Origin of the sequence: Stenotrophomonas sp. LM091, assembly GCF_001806305.1 — a bacterium.
Lineage (GTDB): Bacteria > Pseudomonadota > Gammaproteobacteria > Xanthomonadales > Xanthomonadaceae > Stenotrophomonas > Stenotrophomonas bentonitica_A.
Genome location: NZ_CP017483.1, coordinates 3,719,294 through 3,732,015, shown reverse-complemented (window position 1 = coordinate 3,732,015; position 12,722 = coordinate 3,719,294). Strand labels below are relative to the sequence as shown.

Here is a 12,722-nt window from a genome sequence, read left to right as displayed (position 1 = left end):
GTACACGGGGCGGGTGGGTGGCGGCGTGGACTCAGCGTGCGACGAAGGTCGACACCGCATCCGCCAGGGAAGCCTTCTCTAAATGGGGATCGAACCAGCGCGCATCAAGCTCCCCGCGCAACCAGGTCAGCTGCCGCTTGGCCAGCTGCCGGGTGGCCTGGATACCCCGCTCACGGAACTCGGCGGCCGTCCCCTGCCCGCCCAGGTATTCCCATGCCTGCCGGTACCCGACCGCGCGTACGGCCGGCAGATCCAGCGGCGCGGCCACCCCGGCCATGGCCGGCAGGGCGCGCAGCGCGCGGACTTCATCCAGGAAACCGTGATCCAGCATCGCATCGAACCGGGTTTCGATGCGCTGGTGCAGCACCTTGCGCTCGCGGGGCGCCAACACCAGCTTGAGCGCCCGCACCGGCAGCCGGTCCACACCAGGCAGCTTCTGCCATTCGCTGATCGGGGTGCCGGTCAGCCGATGGACTTCCAGCGCCCGCTGGATGCGCTGTGGATCGGTCGCGTGAATGCGCTTCGCCGCTGCCGGATCGATGCCGGCGAGCTGGGCGTGCATCGCCGCCCAGCCCTGCCCGGCCGCCTCGGCGGCGATCTGCGCGCGCACCGCCGGATCGGCTTCAGGCATCGGCGACAGGCCCTGCAGCAGGGCACGAAAGTACAGCCCGGTGCCACCGGCCAGAATCGGCATGCGGCCGCGCGCAATGATGTCGCGCACGGCCCGGGCGGCGTCGCCGGCGAACTCTGCCGCCGAATAGGTCTGCCACGGGTCGCGCACATCGAGCAGATGATGCGGGGCCTGGGCGCGCTCGGCGGCGTCGGGTTTGGCCGAACCGATATCCAGGCCGCGGTAGACCAGGGCCGAATCGACGCTGACGATCTCACCGTCCAACTGCTGGGCCAGCGCGATCGCGGTGGCGGTCTTGCCCGACGCGGTCGGCCCCATCACCGCGATCGCAAGCGGGCGTTGGTCGACGGCCATCAGTCCTCGTCCGGCCAGCGCGGCATCGCCGGTGCGGCCGAGACCCGCGGCATCGGCACGGCATCCACCGCCGCCCACACCTTCAGGGCATCGACCGTGGCCGCGACATCGTGCACGCGCAGCAGCATTGCGCCGCGCTGGGCGGCGATCAGGTGCGCGGCGACCGAACCGGACACGCGGTCACGCGGCTGTTCACGACCGGTCAGCTCACCGATGCTGCGCTTGCGCGACAGACCCGCCAGCATCGGGACACCGAGTTCAAGGAAACGGTCCGAGCGCGCCAGCAGGATCATGTTGTGTTCGGTGGTCTTGCCGAAGCCGAAGCCCAGATCGATGATCAGGTGCTTCTTGACGACGCCGGCCATCTCGGCCTGGAACATGCGCTCGGTCAGGAAACGATGCACCTCGGCGACGACATCGTCGTAGTGCGGGGTGTCCTGCATGCTGCCCGGCTCGCCCTGCATGTGCATCAACACCACCGGCACGCCGAGCTCGGCGGCAGCCTCCAGCGCACCCGGCTGGCGCAGCGCATGGATGTCATTGATCAGGCCGGCACCGGCGGCGACGGCGGCACGCATCACCTCGGGTTTGAACGTGTCGATGCTGATCGGCACGGACGTCTCGCGCGCCAGGCGCTCGATCACCGGGATGACCCGGCGCAGTTCTTCGTCCAGCGGCACCGGCGCACTGCCAGGCCGCGTCGACTCGCCGCCGATGTCGAGCAGGTCCGCACCTTCGGCCACCAGCTGCAGGCCGTGCGCGACCGCGGCCTCGACGCTGTCGTGCTCACCGCCGTCGGAGAACGAATCCGGGGTGACATTGACGATGCCCATGACCCGCGGGCGATCCAGCCGCAGCAAGCGGCCGCCGCAATCGAGCTGGGGAGAAATGTCGAACATGGGCAGATCCACGAAGTACGCCAGCGCGTAGTTTACGCTGGCGCACCGGACCGGCCGTCAGAGGTCGCCGAGGCGGGCCCCATCGACCGGCTTGGCCAGCCAGATCGCCAGATCGCTGCCGATCGCATTGACCGTGCGCTCAAGCACATCGCACGAACCCTTGAAGCCGGCAAACGCGCCACCGCGCGACACGCGGCGTGCGGTGACCGTGGCCACCTGCTGGCCGTTCTCGAACAGCACGCCGCGCACGGCCGCCGACTTGAAGTGGCCGGTGAACGCATTGCCGGCACTCTGCGCCTCCACAAGCTCCAGCTTCAACGCGTGTCCGCTGCCGGTGTTCACCGGGTCACTGCCGAAGACGATGGTATTGCCATGCGCCGGGGCATTCTTGCCCAGCGCGGTCGCCAGCTGTGCGCCCATCCGGCACTCGGCCTTGATGTTCTCGGCGATGATCGCCGACTCGTTGAACGGCACCGGATCCTGCACGTGGATCTCGGCGGCCATGACCGGCGTGGCACAGCACAACAGCGCAGCAGCGGCTGCGCGCATCGAATGACGCATGAACGTCCCCCTGGAAAGTGTGTCGGCCGATCCCCCGGCCATGCCCGGCCGCGGCATGCGGCGCGGGCAAGCGCATCCTGCCCACTGCCGCCCGCGCGCGCAAGCCCTCAGCGCTGGCGGCGCTTGCGCTCCACGTAGACGGTCTTGGCGATGCTCATCAGCACACCGACGGCGATGCCGATGCCGGCGCCGAGCAGGAAGTTGTCGCGGGTCAGGCCGATGGCCACGCCAATGATCGTGGCGATCACCATTTCAGTGGTGTGCGAGATCGGCTGCGGCGGGGGGCGGACATGGCGGCTCCAGAACGGGAACGAAAACAGGCCCTCATTATGACCTGCCGGAAACGGCGAAGGCCGGGTTTCCCCGGCCTTCGCCACTTACGTGGGCAACACTCAGATCTGTTCGGCAGGGCCGGCGATCGGGGCGACCGGACGGGCATCGCCGCCCTTGTCGTTGTTGCCGCCATCCTTGTTGCTGGCCGACTTGCCCCAGCCCGCCGGCGGCGGCGGATCGCGCCCTTCCATCACGGCGTTGATCTGCGGCGCATCGATGGTCTCGTACTGCAGCAGCAGCTGGGACATCGTGTGCAGCTTGTCGAGGTTGGCGGTCAGCAGCTCGGTGGTACGGGCGTAGGCCTTGTCCAGGATGCTGCGAACCACTTCGTCGATGCGGCGCGCGGTGTCGTCAGACACGCTCTTGTGCTGCGTCACCGAACGGCCGAGGAACACTTCATCGTCCTCTTCACCGTAGGCGATCGGGCCGAGCTCGTCGGACAGGCCCCACTTGGTGACCATGTTGCGGGCCATCTTGGTGGCGCGCTCGATATCGTTGGAGGCACCGGTGGTGACCTTGTCGGTGCCGAAGATCAGCTCCTCGGCCACACGGCCGCCGTACAGCGAGCACAGCTGCGATTCGATCGCCACGCGGTTCATCGAGTACTTGTCGCCTTCCGGCAGGTACATCGTCACACCCAGCGCGCGGCCGCGCGGAATGATGGTGACCTTGTAGACCGGATCGTGCTCGGGCACCAGGCGGCCGACGATGGCATGGCCGGCTTCGTGATACGCGGTGAGCGTCTTTTCTTCTTCGCTCATCGCCATCGAACGGCGCTCGGCACCCATCAGGATCTTGTCGCGGGCACGGTCGAAGTGGTCCATGCGGACTTCCTTCTCACCGCCACGTGCGGCAAACAGCGCTGCTTCGTTGGCCAGGTTGGCCAGGTCCGCACCGGAGAAGCCCGGGGTACCGCGCGCGATCACCATCGGCTCGACATCGTCGGCCAGCGGCAGCTTGCGCATGTGCACCTTCAGGATCTGCTCGCGGCCCTTGACGTCCGGCAGGCCGACCACGACCTGGCGGTCGAAACGGCCCGGGCGCAGCAGCGCCGGATCCAGCACGTCCGGACGGTTGGTGGCGGCGATGACGATCACGCCCTCGCCTCCCTCGAAACCGTCCATTTCGACCAGCAGCTGGTTCAGGGTCTGCTCGCGCTCGTCGTGACCGCCGCCAAGGCCGGCACCACGGTGACGACCGACGGCGTCGATTTCATCGATGAAGATGATGCACGGGGCCTGCTTCTTGGCCTGCTCGAACATGTCGCGCACGCGGCTGGCGCCGACGCCGACGAACATTTCCACGAAATCCGAACCGGAGATCGAGAAGAACGGGACCTTGGCCTCACCCGCAATGGCGCGGGCCAGCAGGGTCTTGCCGGTACCCGGCGGGCCGACCATCAGCACGCCGCGCGGAATCTTGCCGCCCAGCTTGGTGAACTTGGTCGGGTCACGCAGGAAGTCGACCAGTTCGCCGACCTCTTCCTTGGCCTCGTCGCAGCCGGCGACATCGGCGAAGGTGACCTTGATCTGGTCTTCGCCCTGCAGCTTGGCGCGCGACTTGCCGAAGGACATCGCGCCCTTGGCCCCGCCGCCACCGCCCTGCATCTGGCGCATGATGAAGATCCAGAAGCCGATGATCAGGATCACCGGGAGGAAGTTCATCAGGATCGCGCCCAGCGAGATGCCGCTGGAGGGCGGCGCCTGCTCGAATTCCACCTTCTTGCCGCGCAGCACGTTGATCAGGTCACGATCGTAGGGCGCGGTGATGGTGCTGGTCTGGCCGCTGCGGGTGGTGTAGGTCACATCATTGGCACCGCCGCGCATTTCGCCCAGCACTACTTTCTGGATGTTGCCGCTGTCCACCTGGTCGAGGAACTGCGAATACGTCGCACCCTGCGCGCCGGCTCCGCTGCTCTTCGGCGAGAAGCTCTGGAAGACCACCATCAGCACGACGGCGACGACCACCCATAGCAGGAGGTTCTTGGTCAAGTCGTTCATCCTCATTGGCTCCGGTGTTCCTCTAATTCCTGACGCGATTCGTATGGTTGAGCTTACTTGATCTGCGCGCGTTTTCCCTGCCCCAAGGCGTACACCTCGGGCGAGCGCTTACGGGACGCTTCAGGCTTGCGGATCACCACTTTGTCGTACCGGCGGCGCATTTCGCGCACGTAGTCGTCAAAGCCCACGCCCTGGAACAGCTTGATCAGGAACGCGCCACCGGGCTTGAGATGGTTGTCGGCAAACTCCAACGCCAACTCCGCCAGGTGCATCATCCGCGGTTGGTCCACCGCGTCCATTCCACTCTTATTGGGGGCCATATCCGAGAGCACAAGGTCTACCGGCTGATCCCCCAGCATGGCTTCGAACTCCGATAGGACGGCCTGTTCCCTGAAGTCACCGTGAAGGAACTCCACGCCGGCCAGCGGCGGCATCTCCAGGATGTCCAGCGCCAGGACCCGCCCGGTGTCGCCGATCTGACGGCGGACCTGCTGGGACCAGCCGCCCGGGGCGGCACCCAGGTCGACCACGACCATGTGCGGCTTCAGCAGCCGATCCCGCTCCAGCAGCTCCTCCAGTTTGTAGGCCGCGCGCGAGCGCATGCCCTCGGCCTGGGCCTTCTTCACGAAGGGGTCGGCGAAGTGCTCTTTCAACCAACGTTGACTGCTTTTGCTGCGGGTTGCCATTGAGATGCGGGTCCGATGGGGAGGTCATGATACCCTGATCGCCCCAGTTAACCGCTTGTTCCTGAATGGCTATCGCCCTGACGTCTTCCCAAACCCGTTTCCTCCGCGGCCACGCGCATGATCTGAAAGCCCTGCTCCAGATCGGCGGCAAGGGGGTGACACCGGCCTTCCTGGCTGAACTGGAAGAGGTGCTGGAACGCCACGAGCTGATCAAGGTCAAGGTCGCCGCCGAAGACCGCGAGGCCCGCGACGCCCTCATCGCCGAGCTGGTCAGTGCCAGTGAAAGCGCGCTGGTGCAGCGCATCGGCCACGTGGCCGTGCTGTACCGCCCGAGCAAGGAACAGCGCCAGATCGTCCTGCCGCGCGGCTGATCCCGGAACGCCCATGCAGCTGAGCCACGAAATCCCCGATTACGCCTACGCCCTGCGTGCCGCCGATGGCCGCAGCGCGAAGGTGAATGACCGGACCCTGGCCGCCAGTTTCATCCTGGCCCCGGACACGCTGATCGAAGCCTGGCCGGTGGCCGATATCGCCCGCCTGACCCCGGAAGACCTGGCGCCGGTGCTGGCGCTGAACCCCGCACTGGTGGTGCTGGGCACCGGCGATACCCAGGTGTTCCCGCCCGCTGCGGTCATGGCCGCGTGCCTGACCCGGGGGATCGGCCTGGAAGTGATGAACAACCCGGCGGCCGCACGGACCTTCAACATCCTCGCCAGCGAGGGTCGCAAGGTGGCGGCGGCGTTCATCCTGAAGGGGTGAGACCGGAATTTCCGTTCAGAAAAGGCCGCCCCTGGGGCGGCCTTTTTTGTGCCTGCGTCCCGGTCCTCGACAGCGACGCATGGCGTCCTCTACCACCCGGTTACGAGCTGTGCGGGGTAGAGCCGACCGTTGGTCGGCTGCATTGATTACCGCGGCGGCAGGTACAGCAGCGGATCGACCGGCTTGCCGTTGTAGCGGATCTCGAAGTGCAGCATGTCGCGCGCAGCGCCGGTGCGGCCCATTTCGGCGATCTGCTCGCCGGCCTTCACGCTCTGCCCTTCGCTGACCAGGCGCTTGCGGTTGTGGCCATACGCCGACAGCCACTGGTCGCTGTGCTTGATGATGATCAGCTCGCCGAAACCGACCAGGCCGGCACCGGAGTACACCACCACGCCGGCGGCGGTCGCACGGACCGGCTGGCCGCTGGTGCCGGCGATGTCCACGCCCTGCTTGGTCGCCTCGCCGGCGACGAAGCGGCCAACGATCGCGCCATCGGCCGGCCAGCGCCAGCTGATGTTGCTCTTGATGGCGGTGGTCGGGGCCGGGGTGGCCGCCGGCGCGGTGCTGCCCGGACGCGGCGCGGTGACCACGGTGGTCGGGGCGCGGCCGGGGCTGCCACTGCCGCCCGGGTACAGGCGCAGCGACTGGCCGGGATAGATCGTGTACGGCTCGGCCAGCCCGTTCCAGGCAGCCAGATCACGCGGGGTGATGTTGTGGATGCGGGCCAGTGCATACAGCGTGTCGCCACGACGGACGACCGCAGTCTGGCCGGGCTTGGCCACAGAGGTCTGCGGCGTGCTGTGGGCCACGCCGCCGCCCGAGCCCGAGGGCCGCACCACGGTGGCAGTGCCGCAGGCGCTCAGCGCCGACACCACCAACAGCAGCGCGCCGCTGCGCACTCCCTTGCTCAAACGATCAGCACTCATGCGAACTTCGACCTCCATACAAGCCAGGCGACCAGCACGACCACCAGCGCGGTCGCGATCCAGCCCAGCGGTTCAATCCAACGGCGCAGCGCAGCTTCCGCGCGCGGCCCGCCAATACGAATGACCGCCGCCAGCACGTACACGCGCTTGCCACGGCCGATCAACATGCTCAGGAAATACTGCGGCAACGGCACGCCGACGATACCCGATGCCCATGTGAAGACCTTCATCGGGATCGGCATGAAGCCGCCCAGCACCAGGAAGGTGAACACTGCCCACGGCGACTCGGCCATCTTGGCCTGCACGATGGCGATACCGCCCTCGATGCTGCCCAGCATGCCCAGCGCGGCGAATACCGGCTTGAGCGCTTCAAAGGCGAAGTGGCCCAGCGCATAGCCGACCAGCGCACCGACCATCGAGCCGGCCAGGCTGAGCGTGGCGAACCACCAGCCGCGCTTGGGCTGGGCCACGCACATCGGCGCCAGCATCACCTCGGGCATCACCGGGAAGATGATCGCTTCGATGAAGCTCAACACCGTCAGATAGGTCGGGGCGCGCTCGTGCGCGGCCCACTTCATTGCCCGCTCGTACAGCGGACCAAAAATCTTCATGACGCAACGCTCCTTGGAATCAGTCCAGCATGCCAGACAGCAGCGGTACGAACGTGACCGGTGCCAGTACCTGCTGTTCGACACTGCCGTCATCGCGACGGGTCAACTGGATCAGCGACTGCGCGCCCGGGCCGCCCACCGGCGCCACCAGGCGCCCACCCACGGCCAGCTGCTCGACCAGCGCATCGACCAGCGCCGGTGCGGCCGCCGTCACCACGATTGCATCGTAAGGGCCGTGTTCGGCCCAGCCGACGCGCCCGTCGTCATGCTTGCTGCGGATGTTCATGCCCAGCGCTCGGAAGCGCTTGCGCGCCTGGCGCAGCAGATCGCCGATGCGCTCGACCGTGTAGACCTCCAGCCCGATCGCCCCCAGCACGGCGGCCTGGTAACCCGAGCCGGTGCCGACTTCCAGCACCTTCGTCGGCGCCGACTGCAGCACCGCTTCGGTCATGCGCGCAACCACCCAGGGTTGCGAAATGGTCTGGCCGTGGCCGATCGGCAGGGCGGTGTCTTCGTAGGCACGCGAGGCCAGTGCTTCATCGATGAACAGATGGCGCGGCACCACGCGGATGGCATTGAGGGTGGCTTCGTCGGCGATGCCGGCATCGCGCAGGCGGTCGACAAGGCGGTCGCGGACGCGCTGGGAGGTCATGCCGATGCCGACCGCTTCGGGCTGCAGGCGCAGGCGTGGGCTCATGCCGGCCGATCCAGCGCGGCGGTCAGCCCGCCGACCCAGCTGGCCACCTTCTCCAGCGCCTGGTAGCGGGTGAGGTCGACCTGGATCGGGGTGATCGAGATATAGCCGTTGCGCACCGCGTGGAAATCCGTGCCGGGGCCGGAGTCCTGTTCGCGCCCGGCCGGGCCGATCCAGTACACCTGGTTGCCGCGCGGGTCGCGCTGGGCAATGCAGCCTTCGGCGCGGTGACGGTTGCCCAGGCGGGTCACTTCGAAGCCGCGCACTTCGCTCCACGGCAGGTCCGGCACGTTGACGTTGAGGATGGTGTCGGCGGGCAGCGGATCGGCCTTGAGCCGGGTGACGATCTCCACCGCAGCGCGAGCGGCCGTTTCGAAGTTGCGTGGCTCGTGGTTGTGCGTGACCAGCGACATCGCCACGGCGGGCAGACCCAGGAAGCGCCCTTCCATCGCCGCCGAGACGGTGCCGGAATAGATCACGTCGTCGCCGAGGTTGGCGGCGTTGTTGATGCCCGAGACGACGATATCCGGCTCATACTCGAGCATGCCGGTGAGGGCCAGATGCACGCAGTCGGTCGGCGTGCCGGCCACCGAGCAGGTGTAGTGGTCGATGCGCTTCATGCGGATCGGCAGGTCCAGGGTCAGCGAATTGCTGGCGCCTGAGCGATCGCGATCGGGGGCGACCACGGTCACTTCATGACCTGCGTCACGCAATACCGTGGCGAGCATCTTGATGCCCGGCGCATCGACACCGTCGTCGTTGCTGACCAGAATCCGCATCTGCGATTTAACCGCTTGATTTTTCAAGACTTCGATTCCATCACTTCCCACTGTTGGCGGCGGTGGCCCTGCCCCTTCCGGAGCGCGACGACCGCGCAAGTGCGTCAGCTATTGTGCCGCAAGCGGACAGATCGTCCTACCCCGATAACGGTAGGCATCGCCCCTCCCGCCCATTAGGCTGTACGCATGTCACATTCTGAAGACGAAGATCCCGCGGCCCTGTTCCGGGCCGCCATCGGCGAGGTCAAGCCGCTGCGCAAGGTGGTCACCCCGCCGCCGGCCACGCCGCGGCCCAAGCCGCGTGCGCGCATGGCCGAACAGGATGAACAGGAGGCCCGCGGGGAATTCGCCCGGCTGCTGCGCGACAGCAGCCCACTGGAGGCCGGCGATACCGCCAGCTACCGGCGCGAGAATCTGCCGCCGCGGATGTTCCAGCGGCTCAAGCGCGGGCAGTACTCCGTGCAGGACGAACTGGACCTGCATGGCGCGACGGTGGCCCAGGCCGAGACACTGGTGCGCCAGTTCCTGGTGGAAGCGCATGCCCATGAGTACGGCTGCGTGCGCATCATCCACGGCAAGGGACTGCAATCCGATGGCGGCGCACCGGTGCTGAAGAATCTGGTGGATCGTCTGCTGCGCCTGCGCAACGACGTGCTCGCGTTTCATTCCGCGCCCGCCGGCCAGGGCGGCACCGGCGCAGTGCTGGTGCTGCTGAGCAACCGGTAACGCCGGCCCTGGAATTCCCCCGCCGCACGCGCACGGGGTAGAGCCGACCGTTGGTCGGCTGAGCTAGGCAGCCGACCAACGGTCGGCTCTACGTAATTTGCGGCGCCGGGACGGACGGCAGCCGACCAACGGTCGGCTCTACGCGGCCTGGGTGTCGGACTGGCTTGCGTCTTCTACCGGCCCCAGCTCATGCAGCACCGCGGTGGCGTAGCAGCCGGGCGGCAGCGCGAAGCTCAGTTCCAGCACCTCGGGAGCCAGCCACTGGTGCTGCAGCATCGCCGGGCGCAGGCGCAGCGCGCGGCGCTCCTGCTTCAGGCGGGCGCTTTCCAGGCCGGCGCGCAGTGCGAGCGATTGCGCATCGGCAACCGCGCCCAGCTCCAGCTCGGCAGCGGCACCGGTGCTGCGCAGTTCGCCCTCGCCCCACAACGGGCCGCTGGGATGAATGTCGAAGCGGCCGAGACGATCGGCCAGCAGATCCGTCCACGGCTCCGGGCCGAACACGCTGCGGCTGCCATCGAGCATCCAGACTTCGCCGTCCAGCGGCGCGTCCCAGTTGCCCTGCTCCACGCGCGCCGCCAACACCTGGTTGAACAGCGCCGAACGGGCGGCCGAGAGCAGCAGCGAGCGCTGGTCCGGACGCATGCGGCGGCCACCGAACATCGCCAGCGCCGCCGGCACATTGCCGCCATCGCGACCGAAACGCTGCTCACCGAACCAGTTCGGCAGGCCGCGCGAGGCGATATGGGAAAGTCGCTCTTCGATGGCCGCAGCATCCCCCTGCACATCGCGCAGGACCAGCTTGAAGCGGTTGCCGGCCAACGCACCGCGCTGCAGCTTGCGGTTGTGCCAGGTCGACTCGACCACCTCGATCTCATCGGAAGCCAGCAGCGCCGGATCGGGCGCCACGCGCTTGGGCAGGTGCACGCTGAAGCGCTGCGTGGTGACCGCATGGCGGTCTTTCATGCCGGCGTAGCTGACCGCCATGTCCGGCAGCCCAGCCCATTTGGCCAGCACCTTGGCGACGTGCACGGTGTTCGCGCCACGCTTGCGGATCGTCAGCAGCAGGTGCTCGCCCTCGCCGCTCGGCTCGAATGCCGGCAGTTCGTCGACCTGGAAATCCTCGGGCGTGGTGCGGATCTTCGCGGTGAGCAACGGCGCGCCGAACGCCAGCGGCAACGGGATCACAGCGCCACCAGCAGTACGCTGGCCTGGGCGGCGATGCCCTCGCTGCGGCCGGTGAAGCCCAGTTTTTCCGACGTGGTCGCCTTGACGCTCACGCAGTCCAGCGCGATGCCCAGCACGGTGGCGATGCGCTCACGCATGGCCAAGGCGTGCGGGCCGACCTTCGGCCGCTCGCAGATCACGGTGATGTCGGTGTTGCCGACCTGCCAGCCGCGTTCGCGCAGCAGGCCGTTGCAATGCGCAAGCAGGTGCGCGCTGTCCGCGCCCTTCCAGCGCATGTCCGTCGGCGGGAAATGCACGCCGATGTCACCCAGCGCCAGCGCGCCGAGCATCGCATCACACAGGGCGTGCAGGATCACATCGCCATCGCTGTGCGCGAGCACGCCACAGCTGTGTTCGACCCGGATGCCACCGAGCATGATGTGGTCGCCCTCGCCGAAGGCATGGACGTCGTAGCCCTGTCCGATGCGGAAGGGAGGGAACTGTGGCGTGGTCATTGCAAGAACCTGCGGTTGGGTGTGGCGCGTGCGGACGTCAGGGTTCGCGACGCGACAACACGAATTCAAAACGGGACAGATCAGCCGGGGTGGTGACCTTGAAGTTGTCTTCGCTGCCTTCCACCAGCAGCGGGCGCAGCCCCTGGCGCTCCATGGCCATGGCCTCGTCGGTGACCTCTACGCCGGCATCGGCCGCCTCCTGCAGCGCGCGCGCCAGCTGGTGGCGGCGGAACAGCTGCGGGGTCAGCGCGCGCCACAGGCGCTCACGCGGCTCGGTGGCATCGATGCCGCCGTCGTCGCCGGCACGCTTGAGGGTGTCGCGCACGGGGGCGGCCAGGATCGCGCCGACCGGGTCGGCACGCCCCACTTCCAGCAGGCGGCCCAGATCGGCAGCGGCCAGGTTGGGGCGGGCGGCATCGTGGACCAGCACGAAATCATCGGCCCGCACGTCATCGGGCAAGGCATGCAGGCCGGCCAGTACCGAGCCGGCACGGGTCGCCCCGCCGATGCAGGTCAGGATGGGTTTGTCCGCCAGCGACTGCCAGCCCGGCCAGTCGGCGTCATCCTCGGCGACCACCACCATCACCCCGGCCACGACCGGGTGCGAGAGCAGCGCCTGGAGGGTATGGGCCAGCAACACGCGGTCGCCGGCCAGCAGATACTGCTTGGGCGTGGGCCCGCCGAAGCGGGTGCCACGTCCAGCGGCGGGCACCACCGCCCAGATGCCGGCCATCAGGGCACGTCCTGGTGCGGCGCGTCCGGATCGGGAACGGCCGTCGGTGCACGCGGCGGCGGCACCGGCGCGTCTTCGACCACGCGGTAGAACTTCTCGCCGGGCTTGATCATGCCCAGCTCGCTGCGTGCGCGTTCTTCGATGGCCGCCTCGCCTTCCTTGAGGTCCTTGACCTCGGCAGCCAGCGCGTCATTGCGCTGCTGCAGGCCGGCGTTGTCCCGCTTCTGGTTCTCGACCTGGGCTTCGAGCATCATCACCTCGCCCGAGTTGCCCGGTCCAAACCAGAAGCGGTACTGCAGCCACGCGAGCAGCAGCGCGAGCACCAGCAGCAGCCAGCGCCAGTTGCGCATG

General features: G+C 67.8%; 17 protein-coding genes. 3 read left to right on the top strand and 14 right to left on the bottom strand.

The genetic code is table 11. The annotated features are described in order from the left end of the window. Positions 1-31: 31 nt before the first annotated feature. From miaA to rlmE, 6 genes are all read right to left on the bottom strand, one after another. Positions 32-985 carry a tRNA (adenosine(37)-N6)-dimethylallyltransferase MiaA gene (gene miaA / locus BIZ42_RS16630; protein WP_070427581.1) on the bottom strand — a complete coding sequence of 318 codons (954 nt, stop codon included), beginning with the start codon at positions 983-985 and terminating at the stop codon, positions 32-34. Further along, positions 985-1,884: a dihydropteroate synthase gene (gene folP, locus BIZ42_RS16625; RefSeq protein WP_070427092.1), complete on the bottom strand. Its 900-nt coding sequence runs from the start codon at positions 1,882-1,884 to the stop codon at positions 985-987. Before folP ends, miaA begins: the two co-directional genes overlap by 1 nt. A gap of 57 nt (positions 1,885-1,941) precedes the next feature. Then, complete coding sequence (locus BIZ42_RS16620; RefSeq protein WP_156785769.1) at positions 1,942-2,445, bottom strand: hypothetical protein; 504 nt, start codon at positions 2,443-2,445, stop codon at positions 1,942-1,944. 107 nt (positions 2,446-2,552) lie between these two features. Further along, positions 2,553-2,696, bottom strand: a complete 144-nt coding sequence (locus BIZ42_RS19710; RefSeq protein WP_172838058.1) for a hypothetical protein — start codon at positions 2,694-2,696, stop codon at positions 2,553-2,555. Between the two features lie 141 nt (positions 2,697-2,837). Continuing rightward, positions 2,838-4,778 carry an ATP-dependent zinc metalloprotease FtsH gene (gene ftsH / locus BIZ42_RS16615; RefSeq protein WP_019183323.1) on the bottom strand — a complete coding sequence of 647 codons (1,941 nt, stop codon included), beginning with the start codon at positions 4,776-4,778 and terminating at the stop codon, positions 2,838-2,840. A 53-nt stretch (positions 4,779-4,831) separates the two neighbouring features. After that, a complete protein-coding gene (gene rlmE, locus BIZ42_RS16610) occupies positions 4,832-5,464 on the bottom strand; it encodes a 23S rRNA (uridine(2552)-2'-O)-methyltransferase RlmE (RefSeq protein ID WP_019183324.1) in 633 nt (210 codons plus the stop codon). Positions 5,465-5,529: 65 nt separating this feature from the next. Between rlmE and yhbY the strand changes: the two genes are divergently transcribed. Then, entirely contained in the window at positions 5,530-5,835 is a 306-nt protein-coding gene (gene yhbY / locus BIZ42_RS16605; RefSeq protein ID WP_019183325.1) for a ribosome assembly RNA-binding protein YhbY, read from the top strand. A 13-nt stretch (positions 5,836-5,848) separates the two neighbouring features. Next, positions 5,849-6,223, top strand: a complete 375-nt coding sequence (locus tag BIZ42_RS16600; protein WP_019183326.1) for an MTH938/NDUFAF3 family protein — start codon at positions 5,849-5,851, stop codon at positions 6,221-6,223. A 146-nt stretch (positions 6,224-6,369) separates the two neighbouring features. On the opposite strand, the gene BIZ42_RS16595 is transcribed toward BIZ42_RS16600, so the two are convergent. Genes BIZ42_RS16595 through surE form a run of 4 tightly spaced genes read right to left on the bottom strand, consistent with a single transcriptional unit; the run spans position 6,370 to position 9,233 of the window. After that, positions 6,370-7,149, bottom strand: a complete 780-nt coding sequence (locus tag BIZ42_RS16595; RefSeq protein WP_070427090.1) for a peptidoglycan DD-metalloendopeptidase family protein — start codon at positions 7,147-7,149, stop codon at positions 6,370-6,372. After that, the gene (locus BIZ42_RS16590; protein ID WP_070427089.1) at positions 7,146-7,760 is read right to left on the bottom strand and encodes a YqaA family protein; all 615 of its coding nucleotides are present in this window, start codon (positions 7,758-7,760) and stop codon (positions 7,146-7,148) included. The genes BIZ42_RS16595 and BIZ42_RS16590 overlap by 4 nt, the downstream gene beginning before the upstream one ends. Before the next feature lie 19 nt (positions 7,761-7,779). After that, positions 7,780-8,457, bottom strand: a complete 678-nt coding sequence (locus BIZ42_RS16585) for a protein-L-isoaspartate(D-aspartate) O-methyltransferase (RefSeq protein ID WP_070427088.1) — start codon at positions 8,455-8,457, stop codon at positions 7,780-7,782. After that, positions 8,454-9,233, bottom strand: a complete 780-nt coding sequence (gene surE / locus BIZ42_RS16580; RefSeq protein ID WP_019183330.1) for a 5'/3'-nucleotidase SurE — start codon at positions 9,231-9,233, stop codon at positions 8,454-8,456. The genes BIZ42_RS16585 and surE overlap by 4 nt, the downstream gene beginning before the upstream one ends. 186 nt (positions 9,234-9,419) lie before the next feature. On the opposite strand from surE, the gene BIZ42_RS16575 reads away from it, so the two are divergent. Beyond that, positions 9,420-9,959 (top strand): Smr/MutS family protein, encoded by a 540-nt coding sequence (locus tag BIZ42_RS16575; RefSeq protein WP_070427087.1) that lies wholly within the window; start codon positions 9,420-9,422, stop codon positions 9,957-9,959. A gap of 138 nt (positions 9,960-10,097) precedes the next feature. Here BIZ42_RS16575 and truD read toward each other — a convergent pair whose 3' ends face one another. The 4 genes from truD to ftsB are packed head-to-tail and all read right to left on the bottom strand — an operon-like array spanning position 10,098 to position 12,721. After that, positions 10,098-11,144: a tRNA pseudouridine(13) synthase TruD gene (gene truD, locus BIZ42_RS16570; protein ID WP_070427086.1), complete on the bottom strand. Its 1,047-nt coding sequence runs from the start codon at positions 11,142-11,144 to the stop codon at positions 10,098-10,100. Then, positions 11,141-11,638, bottom strand: coding sequence for a 2-C-methyl-D-erythritol 2,4-cyclodiphosphate synthase (ispF, locus tag BIZ42_RS16565; protein ID WP_019183333.1), 498 nt, complete (start codon positions 11,636-11,638; stop codon positions 11,141-11,143). The genes truD and ispF overlap by 4 nt, the downstream gene beginning before the upstream one ends. Before the next feature lie 37 nt (positions 11,639-11,675). Continuing rightward, positions 11,676-12,374: a 2-C-methyl-D-erythritol 4-phosphate cytidylyltransferase gene (gene ispD, locus BIZ42_RS16560; protein WP_026069800.1), complete on the bottom strand. Its 699-nt coding sequence runs from the start codon at positions 12,372-12,374 to the stop codon at positions 11,676-11,678. Further along, positions 12,371-12,721: a cell division protein FtsB gene (ftsB, locus tag BIZ42_RS16555; protein ID WP_019183335.1), complete on the bottom strand. Its 351-nt coding sequence runs from the start codon at positions 12,719-12,721 to the stop codon at positions 12,371-12,373. Before ftsB ends, ispD begins: the two co-directional genes overlap by 4 nt. Position 12,722 lies beyond the last annotated feature (1 nt).